13 protein-coding genes are annotated in these 18,043 nt (G+C 41.4%); 12 read left to right on the forward strand and 1 reads right to left on the reverse strand.

Annotation, left to right across the window (positions count from 1 at the left end; all coding sequences use genetic code 11):
• Nucleotides 1–19 precede the first annotated feature (19 nt).
• Nucleotides 20–1,117 (reverse strand): lactonase family protein, encoded by a 1,098-nt coding sequence (locus tag ACZ48L_RS06745; RefSeq protein WP_219444392.1) that lies wholly within the window; start codon nt 1,115–1,117, stop codon nt 20–22.
• Between the two features lie 942 nt (nt 1,118–2,059).
• Between ACZ48L_RS06745 and rplM the strand changes: the two genes are divergently transcribed.
• The 12 genes from rplM to ACZ48L_RS06805 all read left to right on the forward strand — a co-directional run bounded on the left by rplM (nt 2,060) and on the right by ACZ48L_RS06805 (nt 18,023).
• Complete coding sequence (rplM, locus tag ACZ48L_RS06750) at nt 2,060–2,524, forward strand: 50S ribosomal protein L13 (RefSeq protein ID WP_008823558.1); 465 nt, start codon at nt 2,060–2,062, stop codon at nt 2,522–2,524.
• An 11-nt stretch (nt 2,525–2,535) separates the two neighbouring features.
• Nucleotides 2,536–2,922: a 30S ribosomal protein S9 gene (rpsI, locus tag ACZ48L_RS06755; protein WP_008823559.1), complete on the forward strand. Its 387-nt coding sequence runs from the start codon at nt 2,536–2,538 to the stop codon at nt 2,920–2,922.
• 303 nt (nt 2,923–3,225) lie between these two features.
• Nucleotides 3,226–4,062 carry a 30S ribosomal protein S2 gene (rpsB, locus tag ACZ48L_RS06760; protein ID WP_025791483.1) on the forward strand — a complete coding sequence of 279 codons (837 nt, stop codon included), beginning with the start codon at nt 3,226–3,228 and terminating at the stop codon, nt 4,060–4,062.
• 121 nt (nt 4,063–4,183) lie between these two features.
• Nucleotides 4,184–5,182 carry a translation elongation factor Ts gene (tsf, locus tag ACZ48L_RS06765; protein ID WP_008823561.1) on the forward strand — a complete coding sequence of 333 codons (999 nt, stop codon included), beginning with the start codon at nt 4,184–4,186 and terminating at the stop codon, nt 5,180–5,182.
• A 630-nt stretch (nt 5,183–5,812) separates the two neighbouring features.
• Nucleotides 5,813–6,430, forward strand: a complete 618-nt coding sequence (locus ACZ48L_RS06770) for a fumarylacetoacetate hydrolase family protein (RefSeq protein ID WP_025791482.1) — start codon at nt 5,813–5,815, stop codon at nt 6,428–6,430.
• The gene (porU, locus tag ACZ48L_RS06775; protein WP_025791481.1) at nt 6,431–10,012 is read left to right on the forward strand and encodes a type IX secretion system sortase PorU; all 3,582 of its coding nucleotides are present in this window, start codon (nt 6,431–6,433) and stop codon (nt 10,010–10,012) included.
• A 92-nt stretch (nt 10,013–10,104) separates the two neighbouring features.
• Entirely contained in the window at nt 10,105–11,271 is a 1,167-nt protein-coding gene (porV, locus tag ACZ48L_RS06780) for a type IX secretion system outer membrane channel protein PorV (RefSeq protein WP_025791479.1), read from the forward strand.
• Between the two features lie 112 nt (nt 11,272–11,383).
• Complete coding sequence (ispF, locus tag ACZ48L_RS06785) at nt 11,384–11,890, forward strand: 2-C-methyl-D-erythritol 2,4-cyclodiphosphate synthase (RefSeq protein WP_025791478.1); 507 nt, start codon at nt 11,384–11,386, stop codon at nt 11,888–11,890.
• A gap of 531 nt (nt 11,891–12,421) precedes the next feature.
• Entirely contained in the window at nt 12,422–13,927 is a 1,506-nt protein-coding gene (locus ACZ48L_RS06790) for a hypothetical protein (RefSeq protein ID WP_025791476.1), read from the forward strand.
• Between the two features lie 57 nt (nt 13,928–13,984).
• The gene (locus ACZ48L_RS06795; RefSeq protein ID WP_025791475.1) at nt 13,985–15,604 is read left to right on the forward strand and encodes a hypothetical protein; all 1,620 of its coding nucleotides are present in this window, start codon (nt 13,985–13,987) and stop codon (nt 15,602–15,604) included.
• 368 nt (nt 15,605–15,972) lie between these two features.
• Nucleotides 15,973–17,247, forward strand: a complete 1,275-nt coding sequence (locus ACZ48L_RS06800) for a glycosyltransferase family 4 protein (RefSeq protein ID WP_025791473.1) — start codon at nt 15,973–15,975, stop codon at nt 17,245–17,247.
• Complete coding sequence (locus ACZ48L_RS06805) at nt 17,244–18,023, forward strand: glycosyltransferase family 2 protein (protein WP_025791472.1); 780 nt, start codon at nt 17,244–17,246, stop codon at nt 18,021–18,023. The genes ACZ48L_RS06800 and ACZ48L_RS06805 overlap by 4 nt, the downstream gene beginning before the upstream one ends.
• The last annotated feature ends 20 nt before the right edge of the window (nt 18,024–18,043 follow it).

The following is an 18,043-nucleotide window of genomic DNA, read 5'->3' on the forward strand; positions in this document are numbered from 1 at the left end:
TAAGGTGTAACGAAGATAGTTACTTCTCAGGGTAGAATCTTATACATGCTGGATGGCTCAGGTCAATGTCTTGATGAGTGTTTGTAAGCATACCAGTTGATTTGTCACGGCTATAAACCTGTATAGTGTTGTCATCACGGCAAGCAACGAGTAGGTATTTCCCATTAGGAGTAATAGCGAAGTTGCGTGGATGTCTGCCAGTCTTCTGTACGCCAACACGTCTCAGAGAACCGTCACCACCTAACTTAAAGATTGTAATACCATCACCTTTAAGGCGTGTACTAGCATAGAGGAAGTTGCCATCAGGGCTTATACGGATGTCAGCACCACCTTGTGCATGTGCATCATCAGCAACTACAGTCTGTATTTCCTTGAGCTTTCCGTCTTTATATTGGTATGCAATAACCTTTCCGGATAGTTCATTCATGAGGTAAGCATATCTTCCGTTAGGCTCAAAGACTAAGTGACGAGGGCCAGAACCTGGTCTGACGTGTGCAGCAATACCACGATCTTCGAGTTTTTTCTCCTTTGCATTGTAAGTGAAACTGAGTATTCTGTCACCGCTGAAGTCTGTTGTAAGAATGTAATTGTCAGGAGTGAAGATTGTACAATGGAAGTGTGGCTGGTTCTGACGTGTACGGTTGGGCCCCATTTTCTTACTGCTCATTAGTACCAAAGACTTGTCTAACGTTCCATTTGACAGTATTGGGAATACTGATAAGCTACCACCTGAATAGTTGGCAGTCACTGCAATCTTGCCGTTTGTTGCAACATAGCAAGGGTCAGCACCATGTGTCAGTTGTGAGTTCATGAATGAAAAGGTACCCTTTGTCGGGTCAAAGCCAATGCTATTCAGTACAGCTAAAGAATTATTCTTCTCACTAACAGCGTAGATATAACGTCCGTTTTTGCTGAAAGTAAAGTAAGAAGGATCATCAATCTTTAAAGAACTGAGCTCTGTAGCCGTACCAGTTACCTGGTCAAAGTCAAAGGAATAAAGTCCTTCGCTTCCTGCATCTGTGTAAGTTCCAACAACCATTTTCACATTATTGTCGGCCATGCTGAATGCTGGCATAATGGCAAGTGCCATACCTAATAAAATAGATTTTGTTTTCATTTGGAATATTTATTGAATAAATTTATTGTCGTTTTTGGCTTTTAACTTTGTATACTGCATCATGAACTTGCATTTGCAAAAGTAATTAAAAGTTCTATAAGCCTTTATTTTTTTTATCTTTTTTGGCTTCAACGTCTTCTTTTTAAGTTTTTAATAACTTTACCTTTGTATTCCTATAATAAAGGTTAGTTTTCGTAAAGGGATGAAAAGAGACTGTCGGTGGGTGTATTCTGTCCTTTGTTTTATACTATTTCTTGTCTTGTTTCTGCTTTTCGTCGCCTTTTGTTTTATGGTTATCTGCTAAACTTCTTCATCGTTTTAATTCGTCTATGTCTGCTTTTGGGGATGGGAACTTTACATAATTACCCGTAAGTTCATTCTTCCTGTGTCGTCAAATGATGTGCTTTTTCATGCCTGTACTATTGCTTTCGCGTGTGCTTATAGGGTATTACAGAAAACTACAAAGGCCTTGTAGAAGTATTACAGACGCCTTGTAGAAGTATTACAAGCGGCTTGTAAAAAGATTACAGACGCCTTGTAATTTTCTGTAATGGCGCACTATGGGATGTTTGCATCGCTCTTCTAGTAGTAAGTTAAGCGTTGATAGCTAAATAAAGATAAGACTCAAGCAATTGAATAATATATGATAAGTTCAGTCTTAAGCCATTTCTTTAGAAAAAGTTTAGTGTACAGCAATGTCTAATCTTCTGTATTTAGGCTGATATTGTTAAATATATATAAATTATTTATAACGATGATTGCCATTCTTATATATAAGGTTGGAAATGACTATCTTTGCAGTCCGATTATTATAGGGGTAATCTTAGAGCCCCATACGATTCATGTTAATAGTGTTGTCTTTGGCCGGGCGGCATGGTTAGGTAAACACATGGTCGTAAAATAGAAAACGTTTTTTAGTAGTAAAATTATTAATTTTTTAGAATGGACACTTTAAGTTACAAGACTATTTCCGTTAATAAGGAAACAGCTAAGAAGGAGTGGGTCGTTATTGATGCCAGCGATCAGATTGTAGGTCGCCTTTGCTCTAAGGTAGCTAAGCTGCTTCGCGGAAAGTACAAGCCAACTTTCACTCCTCATGTAGATTGTGGGGACAATGTAATCATTATCAATGCAGCTAAGGTTGTGTTCTCTGGTAAGAAAGAGACAGATAAGGTTTACACCCGTTATACTGGTTACCCAGGCGGTCAGCGTTTCAATACTCCAGCTCAGTTGCGTACTCGCAAGAATGGTATTGACAAGATGATCCGTCACGCTGTTAAGGGTATGTTACCCAAAGGTCCTCTGGGTCGTCATCTGTTGGATAACCTTTATGTTATCGATGGTACAGAACTCAACGGTCTCGAGGCACAGAAGCCAAAGGCAATTGATATTAACCAGTATAAATAATAAGGAGAAAGATGGAAGTAATAAATGCAATTGGTCGCCGTAAAAGCGCTGTAGCGCGTGTTTACCTCTCAGAAGGTACCGGTAAGATCACAATCAATAAGAAAGATTTAACTGAATTCTTCCCATCAGCTATCCTGCAGTACGTGGTTAAGCAGCCACTGCAGTTGCTCGGTGTTGAAGGTCAGTATGACATTAAGGCCAACCTTGATGGTGGTGGCTTTACTGGTCAGAGCCAGGCACTGCGTCTTGCTATTGCACGTGCATTGGTTAAGGTAAACGCTGAAGATAAGAAGAACTTGAAGGATCATGGATTCCTGACTCGTGACAGCCGTGCTGTTGAACGTAAGAAGCCAGGTCAGCCAAAAGCTCGTGCTCACTTCCAGTTCAGTAAGCGTTAATATTTCCTTTGCTGGGCTTTGGGTATTAGATTTGAACATTGAATGCTGATTTCCGAATTTGGACCATCGAACGTTATTGTATGTGCTGTTTGGAGATTCTTACTTCGGGAAGTAACTTCTAAAATCACGAAGGTAATAGTTCAAAAGTCAAACCTCAAAGGTTAGAAGGAATAAAGTTTAGTATCTAAACTGGCGAGATTTCTTATCGGGGGACTACTCGTTGGTTGATTCTAACAAAGCCTGGCGAAGCTCATTCGCCAAGAAAGAATTAAAAAAGAAAGTAAACAAGTAAAATCAAACAAAATGTCAAGAACAAATTTTGACCAATTATTGGAGGCAGGATGTCACTTTGGCCACCTCCGTCGCAAATGGAACCCAGCAATGGCTCCTTATATCTTTATGGAGCGTAATGGTATCCACATCATTGATCTTCATAAAACCGTAGCTAAGATTGACGAAGCTGCAGAAGCTCTTAAGGGAATAGCTAGGAGTGGAAAGAAGATTTTGTTCGTCGCTACTAAAAAACAAGCTAAGGATGTTGTAGCAGAAAAGGCTGCAGCAGTGAACATGCCATACGTAAATGAGCGTTGGGCAGGTGGTATGTTGACCAACTTCCCTACTATTCGTAAGGCTGTTAAGAAAATGACGAACATCGATAAGTTGATGAATGACGGAACATTCTCAAACCTCTCTAAGCGTGAGTTGCTGCAGATTTCTCGTCAGCGTGCTAAGCTTGAGAAGAACCTTGGTTCTATCACAGACTTAACTCGTCTGCCATCTGCACTCTTCGTTATTGATGTAATGAAGGAGCATATCGCTGTTAAAGAGGCTAATCGTCTTGGTATTCCAGTATTTGGTATTGTTGATACCAACTCTGATCCTAAGAATATTGACTACGTTATCCCTGCAAATGATGATGCAAAGGATTCTGTAGAGGCAATTCTTTCTGCTTGCTGCGATGCTATTGCAGAGGGTCTTGAGGAGCGTAAGGCTGAGAAGGCTGATGAGAAGGCTGCTGCTGAGCAGGCTGAAGAGGCTGCTGAGGCTAAGCCAAAGCGTGCTGCTCGTAAGGCAGAAGCAACTGCTGAGGCTCCAGCTGCTGAGGCTCCAGCTGAGAATGAAGCACCAGCTGCTGAATAATAATTAAGAAACATAGTGGGCGCTGGTGAGTGCTAATGACCTTTCTTGTTGCTACATGTAAGGTTCATCATCCCTCATCAACGCCCACAATATTTAATAATATTAGAAAGGAAAACAAAAAATGGCTGTATCTATTGAAGATATTAAGAAGCTCCGCGCTATGACTGGCGCAGGTCTTGCTGATGTAAAGAAGGCTCTTACAGAAGCTGATGGCGATTTCGACAAGGCAAAAGAATTGCTCCGTGAGCGTGGTTTGGCTATTGCTGCAAAGCGTTCTGACCGCGAAACATCTAATGGTTGCGTTCTTGTTAAGCAGGTTGGCGACTTCGCAGCTATGGTAGCTATCAAGTGTGAGACAGACTTCGTTGCTAATGGTAAGGACTTTGTTGCATTGGTTCAGGAGATTCTTGATGCCGCTGTTGCTAATAAATGCAAGAGCCTTGATGAGGTTAAGGCTTTAAAGCTTGCTAATGGTGAGGATGCTGCAACTGCTGTTCAGCAGCGTTCTGGTGTAACAGGTGAGAAGATGGAACTTGATGGTTACAACTTCTTAGAGGGTGCTAACATCTCTGTTTACGACCATATGAACAAGCACACTCTTGCTACTATGGTTCAGCTCAACGAGAATAATGAGGATGCAGGACACAAGGTAGCTATGCAGGTTGCTGCTATGAAGCCTGTAGCTCTTGATGAAGCATCTGTTCCACAGTCTGTTAAGGATGAGGAATTCAAGGTTGCTGTTGAGAAAACAAAGGAAGAGCAGGTTGAGAAGGCAGTTGTTGCAGCTATCAAGAAGGCTGGTATCAATGCTAACCTCGTTGACAGTGATGATCACATTGAGTCTAATATCAACAAGGGTTGGTTGACTCGTGAGGAGGCTGATAAGGCTATTGAGATTCGTAAGACTGTATCTGCTGAGAAGGCTGCTAACCTCAATGAGAACATGATTCAGAACATTGCAAAAGGTCGTTTGAATAAGTTCTTCAAGGAGAACTGCCTTGTTGACCAGGAATTCCAGTTCGGTGATGGTGACAAGCAGAGCGTTGGTGAGTGGTTGAAGGCTCAGAGCAAGGATCTTAAGGTTGTTGCTTACAAGCGTTTCACACTTTCAGCAGACTAATATTAGTATCTCTTTTTAAAGAGGATATATAATAGAGGGAGTTGCAGGAAAGCCCCATAAGGCTCCTGTAACTCTCTTTTTTTATTGTTTTTATTTGCATGATTGTGCTTTTTGAGCAGCTCTGTTGACTAAGTTCTGCTTGTAGAACGAGGTATGAAGCAGGAAGAGATAGTTCTTGGTTTATGCTACTTAATAGAGTGTAAATATAAAGAGTCTTTATTCTGATTGTGCTGATAGAATCGAGGGAGATGCTAAACTTGTGCCCAATGCATGCAGGTTGATTATGTGTAAGAGGTGAAGTGATAAGGCAGAAGGGTGAATATTACCAGTAGTAAAAGATGCTTACAGTTTGGAAGCTGTGATAAAAAGTGAAATAGACAATTGTCATCTTTTTCACCCTTTGTAATGTTCTTAATTTCAGATGGTTATAAACAGGCTTGTAAAAGGGCATGTTTTACCATGTAAAAGGGCGTCTTTTACACTGCAAAAGGGCACTTTTTACAGTGCAAAAGGTCATCTTTTAGAAGGCAAAAGATGACCTATTAAAAAACAAATAGGAAAAAATTTTATAGAGGGAGGGAATATTTCATTCCAAACTCATGTAATAAATACATTATTTAAGCAGAACTTATGAAGATCTTTGCTATCGGTATGAACTATGCAGAGTACAATAAATCGCTGCATGAAACGTTATCAGTATCAGAAGAGCCTGTTGTCTTTACGAAAGCAGACTCGGCTCTTTTGAAAGACCATAAACCGTTCTTTATCCCTGATGACATGGGGAAAATAGAGTGTGAGGCTGAAGTTGTAGTGCGTATCTGTCGGTTGGGTAAGACGATTTCTGAGCGGTTTGCCCATCGTTACTATGATGCAGTGACTGTTGGAATAGACTTTACCGCACGTGAACTTCAGCAGAAACTGAGAGAGAAGGGTTTACCTTGGGACTTGTGTAAGGGTTTTGATGGTTCTGCAGCTTTGGGAGAATGGGTGCAAAAGGATAAGTTTCTTGATGTTCAACGCCTCCGTTTCCATCTTGATATTAACGGGAAGACCGTTCAGGAGGGCTGTACGAGCGACATGTTATTTACTGTTGACAGAATAATCAGCTATATAAGTCGCTTCTTTACCCTTAAGACTGGAGATATTATTTATACGGGTTGTCCTGCAGTTTGTGGTCCAGTGTCTATCAATGACCATTTAGAAGGCTGTCTTGAGGACCGAAAAGTCCTTGAATTTAATTGTAAATAAATGAAGAGACTATCAACAATACTCTGCTTCTTGTTACTGGTGGGTTGTCTGAAAGTGGTTGCCCAGCAGCAGAGATTCTTTAATCTTACGGTTAATGATGTTACTATTGGGACTTCTTTACCAAGCTTTAGATATGCTATTCCTGTAGGAGAACACTATGCTGACTCTACCTATGAACTGTCGATTCGTTATCCAGAGTTCATAGATATGAGCAAAGAGGACATAGCACGTTATAATGCACTTACAAGTGAAGTTCCTTCTGTTCTTCCTGCTATTCACCAACGAATGACAGTTGATCGTAAGCGTGGAGTTCTGGAATTCTCCCTTACGCCTATCGTTGAACGTAATGGGAAGAAGCAGTTTCTTGTTAGTTTCATGATAGCACTTACCTCTCGTCCGAAGTCAGCACTTGCTAAGAAGAAATCCGTACGTACGATGTCTACACGGGTAGGAAGCGCATCTTCAGACGCAGCCAGTCGCTATGCAGCACATTCAGTCCTTGCAAATGGCAAGTGGGCAAAGATAAAAGTCTCTTCAACAGGTGTGTATCAACTGACGAATGAACTGATACGTCGTGCTGGTTTCTCTAATCCTGACAAGGTAAAGATCTATGGTTATGGTGGCAATCTCCAAAATGAAGTGTTGGATGATGCCTACCTTCGTTCCCATGATGATCTGAAGGAAGTCCCTACTTATGTGTCTAATGGCAGACGACTTTTCTATGCGGAAGGTCCTGTTAGTTGGGCATCTGCAACGGCGAAAAGAAGAATTCGCAATCCTTACTCAGACTTTGGCTGTTATTTTCTGACTGAAGATGATTCTGGAACACCAGCAACCATAGCTGATAGTACAGCTTTTATCAATAGTTTTTATCCCTCTCCTTCTGATTATCATGCGCTGCATGAAGTGGATGATTACAGTTGGTATCATGGTGGGCGTGACCTTTTTGAGAGTACACCATTAAAGTTGAATGTACCGAAAGTATATTCTTTAGTAAATAAAGGGAAGGCGTCAAAGGGAATACTAACCGTTGGCGTAACAACAGGTACTTATGCATCAGATGTTAAGGTTGAGCTGAATGGAAGACAACTTTCTCAGATTCATGTGTCTCCAGGCGATTCTTATGATAAAGGTTATGAAGTAATAAGAAGCTATGAGCTTGATAATCTACAGAATACTGATAGTATCCGACTGACTACAGTGTCAGGTGGTCCAGTGCGACTTGACTATATTTCGATGGCATATGATAAGCCTGCACCTGCTCCTTCATTGAAGTCTTCATTCCCAGTTCCCGAGTATGTGTACAACATAACGAACCAAGATCATCATGCAGATACACCTGTTAACATGGTGATAATTATTCCTACAAGTCAGAAACTACTGGCACAGGCAGAACGATTAGCCGACTTTCACCGCACACATGATAACATTACTGTTCGTGTTGTCCCTGCTGATGAGCTTTATAATGAGTTCTCCAGCGGTACACCTGACGCCATGGCTTATCGCAGATATCTGAAAATGTTGTATGATCGGGCAACAGATGATAAGGAAATGCCACAGTCTTTACTCCTCTTTGGCGACTGTGTATGGGATAATCGTATGCTGACAGCTGATTGTCGAAGCCTTAATCCTGATGATTATCTGCTGGCTTACGAGAGTGAAAACTCCTTTAGCGAGACTGATTGTTATGTTAATGACGGTTGGTTTACGCTTATGGATGATGGCGAAGGTGACAATTTGCTCAGTGGTGATAAGGAAGATCTAGGCGTAGGAAGGTTTCCTGTTACGACAGCTACGGATGCTCAGATCCTGGTTGACAAGACAATCAACTATACACAGAACAAGAATGGTGGCAGTTGGGAGAACATTATCATGTTCATGGGCGATGATGGCAACAACAATCTTCACATGAATGACGTCAATAAGACCGCAGAAGCCATCATGGCAGCTTATCCTGACTATTACGTTCGGAAGGTAATGTGGGACTCATATACGCGTATTTCATCTGCAACAGGTAATACCTATCCTGAAGTTAGCTCTATTATAAAACAGCAACAAGCACAGGGTGCATTGATTATGGACTATGCTGGTCATGGAAAAGAAGATCAGATATCCCATGAAGCAGTACTTAAGCTGAGTGACTTTGCTAATTTCTCAAATGCAAATCTTCCTCTTTGGATTACTGCCAGTTGCGATATTATGCCTTTTGATGGTACTATTCCCACAATCGGTGAGGCTGCAATGTTGAATAAGAAAGGTGGTTCTGTTGCTTTCTGGGGTACAACACGTACCGTTTATGCTTACTATAACAAAGCTATTAACACCGCTTTCCTGAAACATGTGTTGAGTTTTACGGATGGAAAGCCAACGACTTTGGGTGAAGCACAGCGTCTGGCAAAATGTGAATTGATAAATTCTAGTAGTGACTTGACGCCAAACAAACTGCAATATTCCCTTCTTGGTGACCCTGCACTGTCGTTGAATCTTCCACGCCTGCAGGTGAAAGTAGAGAGCATTAATGGTAAAGTGCCTGATGCTCTAGGCTCAGTTGTCCTCAAAGGTGGTTCAGTTGTGACAGTAAAAGGACATATATATAAAGGTGGAGAGAAGCAAACGGGCTTTAATGGCTTGCTTACTTCTGTCGTAAGAGATACCCGAGAGCTGATAACATGTAAGAAACAAGAAGAGACATCAGACTCTGCTTTCCAGTATTATGACCGTCAGAAGATTCTTTATAACGGTACTGACAGTGTGCGTAATGGTGCGTTTAGTTTCACTTTTGCCGTACCTCGTGATCTAAACTATGCTGATGGGAGTGGACTTATCAATCTTTCAGCAATCAGTTCAGACCATACGCTTATGGCAAATGGGGTAGAAGAAGGCTTTCATATCCATGGTTCAGAAATCGTTTATAATGATTCTATAGGTCCATCTATTCATGCTTACCTCAATAACCCATCCTTTGTTGATGGTGGAAAGGTGAATTCAACACCCTATTTCTTTGCTCAGATAACCGATAAGGACGGACTTAACGCATCAGGGAATGGCATTGGACATGACATGCAGCTTGTTGTTGATGGCAAAGCAACGCAGACTTTCAATCTCAATGATAACTTTCGCTATGATTTTGGTAGCTATACTTCTGGTTCAACAGGCTATAGTCTACCCGAATTGACCGAAGGTGCCCACACATTACAGTTCCGTGCGTGGGATATTCTGAACAATCCGTCAACCGTTACGCTGCATTTCAATGTCGTGAAGGGGCTTGCTCCTGACAATGCCAGTGTGGAAGCGACAGAGAATCCAGCTCGAACGCAGACAACATTCATCGTAACTCACGACTTCATAGGCTCCAATGTCGATATTACTCTTGAGGTCTTTGATATGAGCGGAAGGCTTTTGTGGCATCATGAAGAGTCTGGAGTTTCCTCTGGTAATGCCTTCGCAATGAATTGGGATCTGACTATTAATAACGGAGGAAGGCTACATACGGGTGTCTATCTTTACCGTGTGCGCCTGACATGTAATGGAGCTACGAAGGTAACTAAGGCGAAGAAACTCATAGTCATAGACAATAAATAAGTACAAAGTGACGTTTCTATCCATGGTACAGCTAATGATTAGGGCTGTATCATGGATTTTTTTTTATGAATAAGAAACCCCAAATAAAGAGAATGAATCAATCATTTAGATTAACTATTTTGGCATTAGCGGTGCTTGTCTCTACTACTGTGACAGCCCAAGATAAGCGAAACATGTTCAATCCAGTCAACACTTCGGTTACATCACAGACCATTGCGCCTGATGCAAGGTCTGCAGGTATGGGTGATGTTGGTGCTGCTACTGATCCAGATGTGAACTCACAATACTGGAATCCTGCAAAGTATCCTTTTAATATCTCACGTGCTGGTGTGTCTCTGAACTATACTCCATGGCTCCGACAGTTGGTAAGTGACATTGACCTTGCCTACCTTGCAGGTTATTATCGTATTGGTGACTACAGTGCAGTGTCTGCTTCAATGCGTTATTTCTCATTAGGTGAGGTGCAGTCTAATGATGGTTCAGCATTGACTATCAATCCTTATGAGATGTCATTTGATGTTGCTTACTCACTGATGTTGAGTGAACACTTCTCTTTGGGAGCTGCTGTACGCTGGATTTATTCAGACCTTACTTACAATTTCACGGATGATACATCTCCTGGTTCAGCCTTTGCTGCCGACCTCTCATGCTATTATCAGAATTATATAAACATTGGTCAGCGTGAGTGTCAGTTAGGTTTGGGTATGAACATCTCCAACATTGGGTCTAAGATTACCTTTGGTGGAGATAACCGTTCAGAGTTTATTCCAACCAATTTGCGCCTTGGTGCATCCCTCATGATTCCTATTGACGAGTTCAATAAGTTTACTATTGCAGCAGATGCCAATAAGCTTCTCGTGCCAACTTACCCAAAACGTAGGGCTGATGAGTCGGAAGTTGACTATGACAACCGCCTGCAGAAGGACTATTATGATGTGTCTTCTATCTCTGGAATCTTCAAGAGTTTCGGTGATGCACCTAATGGTTTCTCTGAGGAAATGCAGGAGATTCAGTGGAGTGTTGGTGCAGAATACACTTACAATGATAAGTTCTCTCTCCGTGCAGGTTACCATAATGAGAGTGAAAACAAGGGTAATCGAAAGTATTTTACCTTTGGTGCAGGCTTCAAGATGAGTGTGTTCTCGTTGGATGCTGGTTACGTTGTGGCAACAGCCAAGAGCAATCCACTTGACCAGACACTGCGTTTCTCCTTGTCGTTTGATATGGATGGAATCAAAGACCTGTTTAAACGGAGGTAAGAATACTCGTTTGGGGCGATTTAAACTTTAACTTATTTATAATCTCCTGCTTATATGTCAGCAAAGACATCCTCCCCTTTGGAGGAGTTTGCGGAGGTTTCCAATTAGTATTATGTCTACTTCTCAAAATCCAATAATCCCATCTTTCCGTGTCGGAATGGGGTACGATGTCCATAAACTTGTAGAGGGGCGCGACCTTTACTTAGGTGGTATTAAGATAGAACATAGTCTTGGCTTACTCGGACATAGTGATGCTGATGTTCTCATTCATGCCATTTGTGATGCGTTACTTGGTGCTGCCAATATGCGTGACATTGGTTATCATTTCCCTGATACCTCTGCCGATACATTGGATATGGATTCAAAAGTAATCCTTCGCAAGACCATAGAGCTCCTTGCAACCAAGGGTTATCGTGTTGGAAACATCGATGCAACAGTCTGTGCAGAGCGTCCGAAGATTAATCCGCACATCCCTGCTATGTGCAAATGTCTGGCAGAAATCATTGGCTGTGATGAGGATGCAGTGTCCATCAAGGCTACTACTTCCGAGCGAATGGGCTTCGTTGGGCGTGAAGAAGGTATGGCAGCGTATGCCGTTTGTCTGATAGTGAAAGCATAAACACTACGATTTAAAGAAATAGCCAAGCGGCTAATAGCAGTATCGAAACCTGCTATTAGCCGCTTTTTTTGTGATGTTTTGTATGTCTTTAGTTGGTGAATGAAGTTGTTCCCAACCATGTTGCCAATTACTTTCAGTTATATTTTGATGTATTGGTGTCCGATAAATCTTTTTATATGTATGGCTTAAGGCTGAACTCCCCATACGCAATTCATTCGTTTAAGGTTTATCTATGCTTGGCAATTAACGTTTAGCTTACTGTTAGAAGAGCGACGCAGACATCTCCAGGTGCGCCGTTACAGAAAATTACAAGGCGTCTGTAATCTTTTTACAAGCCGCTTGTAATCTTTCTACAAGCCGTCTGTAATACTTCTACAAGGCCTTTGTAATTTTCTGTAATACCATGTCCCATCATCTAAAATGAATGAGATTACCACTAGAAAGATGATTATTTGATGTTTCTGTCTAGTTATTTTGAAGTGTCAATGTTTATACTTATCTTTGTTTCAAATAACTAACTTAAAGGTTTTTATGAAACGTGTTATCCTGTTTTTCTTTTTGTTTCTCGGTCTTTTGCAAGTAAGCTTTGCACAAAATGATAAGCTTGTACCTTTATCAGTCTATCCTTCAGTAAAGAATGTAGCAAGCCTTATTCGTTCAATTAATAAGAAATTGTTGCCTTTTAAGGGATGTGTAACTTCAAAGTCACTTATTGATTTGTTGGGTTATATAGACTCTGGAAGTACTTATGATTCGGATGAATCAGAGGCTGATAAGGCTAAAAGCTCTCCTACAGATGATGCTATCTTCTATGTTTCTGAAACGAATAAAAGTGCGGTACTTAGCCTTTTAAACATAGCCAAAGAGCAGAGTTTATATGATACAACACACTATCGTATCTTGCTATCTCAGTCTCTTTCGGATAAGCATTTGTATAATTTGCACGTTATAGACCTAAAAAGTCCATCGGCAATCCCCTCTCTTTCGTTCACAGACGTGCGTAATGGCATGAGCCGTGATGGTAATCCCGTCTTTCTGCTAGACCTTACTCGTGATGCAGCGTCGGCTTTTACAAAGCTGACTTATGATGAAGTTGATAACAATATCGTATTCTTGTTGTATGGAGAGTTCCTCACCTCAATGTTCGTTAACAGTGGCGTTTCTACTCTTAACTTAGAACTTCCGCAGGAGATGAGTGCAGATAAGGCAGAAGATGTTGTGCGTCATCTGAATTCATCTGCTGTGAGTGAGGCATCTCTTGCGCCCCTTTATCGTGCACAATACGTGATAGGTGATACTTTAACTTATCGTTTTACAGCCAAACAAGGGGGGAGTGAGTTGAAGAACTCACATATTTTCCAATTAATTCCAAGGCTTGTAAACGATAAAATAACACGCATAGAGTGTATTCCAGATATATCCTATCCTATGTATGAAGAGGCTGGTAAGAGTGATAAAGCCTTCCAAGAAATAATAGACCAAGCCCGTTATTTGTTTCGCAAGAATAGCGTCATGATAGAGACTGACCTGTCTACGCACACCACTGTTTCGAACCTTAAGGACCAAGAGGCGTTCTCTAAAGGAATGGAATCCTATCTGATAGCCAATGCAGAACAGTATGGCGCAAGCAAAGAGGAGATGAAAATGTTCTCAAAACAGATGGTAGAAGAGTTGTTAGACAAGCAGAGTTCGTTTTTCTCAAGCGATAATATGGCACTTCAGTTACCTGAGTTGACTGTTATGACAGTGCTGGATAATTTCTTTTCAGAGGGTCAGACACAGGGTACTTGTTACTTCCCTTGTGTGAATAATTTAGTAGATTACACGATAACAAACAAGGATAATGGATATGTAATTGCACTCAAATCAAAGGATAAGAATAGTCCTGCGTTTGAGAGTTATGTCTATTATATTGATAAACAAGGGCTCATACAACGGTTAGAATATCAGTGGACAGCCAACCCAAAAGCGAAAGAGAAGAGCGAGAGTGGGGCGAATGGTGATGGTTATAGCTTTCTGATAGAACGCGTAAGATAGTCTTGATAATAAATGAAGTGCTAATTTTGAATACAAACAATCAAACTTATAAACTCTATGAAACGTATAATCTTTGTCTTATCGGTATTTGTTAGCTGTCTGCAACTGACCATTGCACAAAGCTTGAAGCCCGTACAAATATCCTTCTATCCCGTTTTGCACGACCCACATGAGCTGCTAAAATCAATTAGTGATAAGCTTTTGCCCTATCAGAAGCATATCACTACCCGACCTTTGGAGAAGTATTTCGGGCGTTTCAATGATGAGATTTATAATAATGAAGATGCTGGAGAGGCAGATTCAACTGCTGCTTTCAAAAAGCGTTTCGGTACTTTACCCGATACCGAAGGGTATGTTGCAGCTGCAGCAGCAGAGGCTGCTGATAATGGAGAGGATGGCGCAGCCACTCAAACTTCGTACGTTCAAGTGAATCCACAGGATGAAAATACGGTGATGAAGTTGCTGAAATTAGCCCGAGAGAAGCAGCTATATGATACTTCACGTTATATGTTTGGTTTTGGTTTGAATAGGATGATGGATGGTTGGTCAATCCTTTGTGCCTTGGATAAGAAGTCTCCTTATGCCATACCATCAGCTTCGTTCACGGCAGTACATAAGGAGGAGAGTTCTGAAGGTAGTGTTACTGGCTCCCTGAAGCTCACTCGGCAGGATGCAAAACGATTGATCAGGCTCTATAATAATCCGCAGAAAGATGATGTGTATATGGTGATTGATGGTGAGTTACGATGGCCTATAGACAAGGAGAATGTGCCTGTCAACAGGAATATCTCTTTCTGGCAAGAGGCTAAGAACGTGTCGGATGGTAATTTGTTTATGAAGCGTTTGCAAGCGTCTGTAGTAAAAGAGCCACCTTACAAGCCCTTGCTTCCATCACAATATAGAGTGGGGGATATGCTTACTTATCGTATTAAAGTAGATAGTGATATGGACTGGATAACAGGAACCCATGCCTTTAAGCTCGTACCCTTGGCGGTTGGTGATGTTTATCGGATAGAGTGTATAGTGGAAGGACTCGATGTTAAGCAACCAGGTTGGGCATCAAGTGCTTATGATAGGGAACTGAATAACCTTGAAGTTAAGGTGCTGAAACAGATGCTTAAACAGCATTTTATTATTGAAACAAGTAATCTGACAGGTGAAACCAGCGTCGAAATAAAGGATAAGAATCAGTTTGATCAATGGTATAAGAATCTTAAAAAGTGGTGTGAAGCAAGCTGGAAGAGGGATAAAAGATTCAGTAAGGTGACGGATGAGACGATGGGTACAACTGAAGGAGAGAGTCTTTTGTTCCATCTGGATGAGTTTATTGACGATGGAGCTCTGCAGTATTTGCCTGAATTGGACGCTATTATAGCTCCAGAGATGTACTTTGAGGAAGGCGATACTACAGGTAGAGGATATTTCGATCTGCTTGGTGATTATGGAACTTACAGTATATCAAAGAATGAACAGGGGACTATCATCACGCTTAAGGGCGATCCTGAAGTAAAAGAAGATGACCTAGTAGATGATTCGGACCCAGCTATTCAGGACTTGAAAACCAAGATTGACGCTTATGAATATTACTATGATACAAAGGGAAACCTTATGAAAGTGAAGGGTAAAGTAAGACGAAACCTATATAACAAAGACTTTGTTATAGAACGAATGATGTGATAAAAGAAGAACGCCGATACTCTCATCGAGCATCGGCGTCTGTAGTATGTTTAACTAGAAATCCTTTTTAATGAAAGGGAACCTCACGGTCACCTTTGTCATCCTAGATCAATCGTTAAACGTTTACCTTAATAAAATAACTAAAAACCTAAATCTATTACTACTAACCTAAACAATCTATTAACCTTTTGACAATGCAAAGGTAGGTGGTTTTCATGTTTTTCGCAACTAATTTAGTATGAATTATGCAGAAAATACATCTTTCTTGACGCAAATCAACTGCTTGTGTACGCAAACAACTAATATTTTATTACTTTTCTTGTATGTTTATTTGTTTTCTTGTAACTTTGCGGTAAAGGAACAAAAGAATGCGAGTACTGATTGTAAATACCAGCGAGAAGACCGGTGGAGCAGCTGTTGCTGCTAACCGACTCAAGGATGCTCTGAACAACAGCGGGGTAAAAGCAAAGATGTTAGTACGTGATAAGCTGACAGATGATATTACTGTCGTTGGATTATCTCACCCCTTACGCAACCAATTTTATTTTCTTTGGGAGCGTTGGTGTGTCTTCTGGTACTCTCATTTCAGCCGAAAACATCTCTTTGAGATTGATATTGCCAATGCAGGAGTGGACATTACACAGCTCCCAGAGTTCAAGGAAGCAGACATAATCCATCTCTCTTGGATAAATCAAGGTATGCTTTCGTTGAAAGGAATACGTAAGATTCTTGATAGCGGCAAGCCTGTTGTGTGGACAATGCATGATATTTGGCCTGCTACAGGTATCTGTCATATCACGCTAAACTGCCAGCGTTATCAGTCGTATTGTGGCAATTGTCGTCTTCTTCCCAATGGAGGTTCATCCCATGATCTATCCTATCGGGTACTTCATCATAAGAAGGAGGTCCTCAAAAGGGGCAACATTTCATTTGTTACCTGCAGTAAATGGCTTGAGAAAGAGGCACGTAAAAGTGCTATTCTGAGTAATCAATTGATTCAAACCATTCCGAATCCAATTGATACACACGTCTTCCGACCGTCTGATAAGCGGCAGGCACGAGTGCGAACCAAGCTACCTTTGGATAAGAAAGTCATTCTTTTCGCATCACAACGTATTGATAATGTGAATAAAGGTATCAGCTATCTCATTGATGCTTGTCACAAAATGGTAGCAGAGAATCCTGAGATGCGAGATGAAGTTGTCGTTGCAGTACTGGGCGGACATGGTGAAGGGTTACAGGAATTGTTTGATTTTAAGGTCTATGAGTTAGGCTATGTGAATGACACCCGACAGATTGTTGACATCTACAATGCCACCGATGTGTTCGTATTACCTTCACTTTCGGAGAATCTACCCAATACTATCATGGAGGCAATGGCATGTGGTGTGCCTTGTGTAGGCTTTAAAGTTGGTGGTATTCCAGAGGAGATTGACCATAAAAAGAACGGTTACGTAGCAGAATATCGTAATGCAGACGACCTTGCCAGAGGCCTACATTGGGTGCTTGAGGAGGCTGAATACGCAGAGCTTTCCGAGTCGGCTGTAGGGAAAGTACAGCGTAACTATTCACAACGTAGCGTTGCTATGCAATATATTGAAGTATATAATGAGGCTATGGCCTTTAAGAGTTTCCATCTATGATCACATTTTCTGTAGTCACAATAACCTATAATGCGGAGGACGTTCTACAACCAACGTTAGACAGTGTCCTTATGCAAGACTATGTTCATGTTGAACATCTCATTATTGATGGAGCCTCTACAGACAATACAGTCAGTATAGCTGAGGCTTATAAGCGTCAGTCCGATGAGGCTGAGAATGGGCATGTCGTGAAGATAAAGAGCGAACCTGATGGAGGACTTTACTTTGCTATGAACAAAGGATTGCAGCAGGCGACAGGTGATTATGTTGTCTTTCTGAATGCAGGCGACCGTTTTCCGGCACCTGAAACACTTGACAAAGTGGCTTTAGCTGCAGAGGTTGGAGACGGTGAAGAACTACCGGCTGTCCTCTTTGGTGATACTGATATCATCGATTCCAAGGGTAATTTCCTTTGTCATCGTCGGCTCAGTCCACCCGAACGGCTCACATGGCGCTCGTTCCGTTATGGTATGTTGGTGTGTCATCAGGCGTTTTATGCACGAACAGATATAGCCAAAGCGTTACCTTATGACACGTCATTCCGCTATTCTGCAGATGTAGATTGGTGTATTAGGGTGATGAAAGAAGGTGAGCATCGTCATCTATTATTAAGAAATATTCATGCCATTGTGGCTGATTATATGCAGGAAGGGCAAACAACCCTGCACCATAAGGAGTCGCTTCAAGAGCGTTTTGAAGTTATGAAGCGGCATTACGGACTGGTGCATACCCTGCTGTTGCATGCGTGGTTTGCTCTGCGCAGTGTTATTAAGTAATTGTTTAACCAATAAAAAAA

It is taken from the genome of Prevotella histicola, assembly GCF_055385135.1.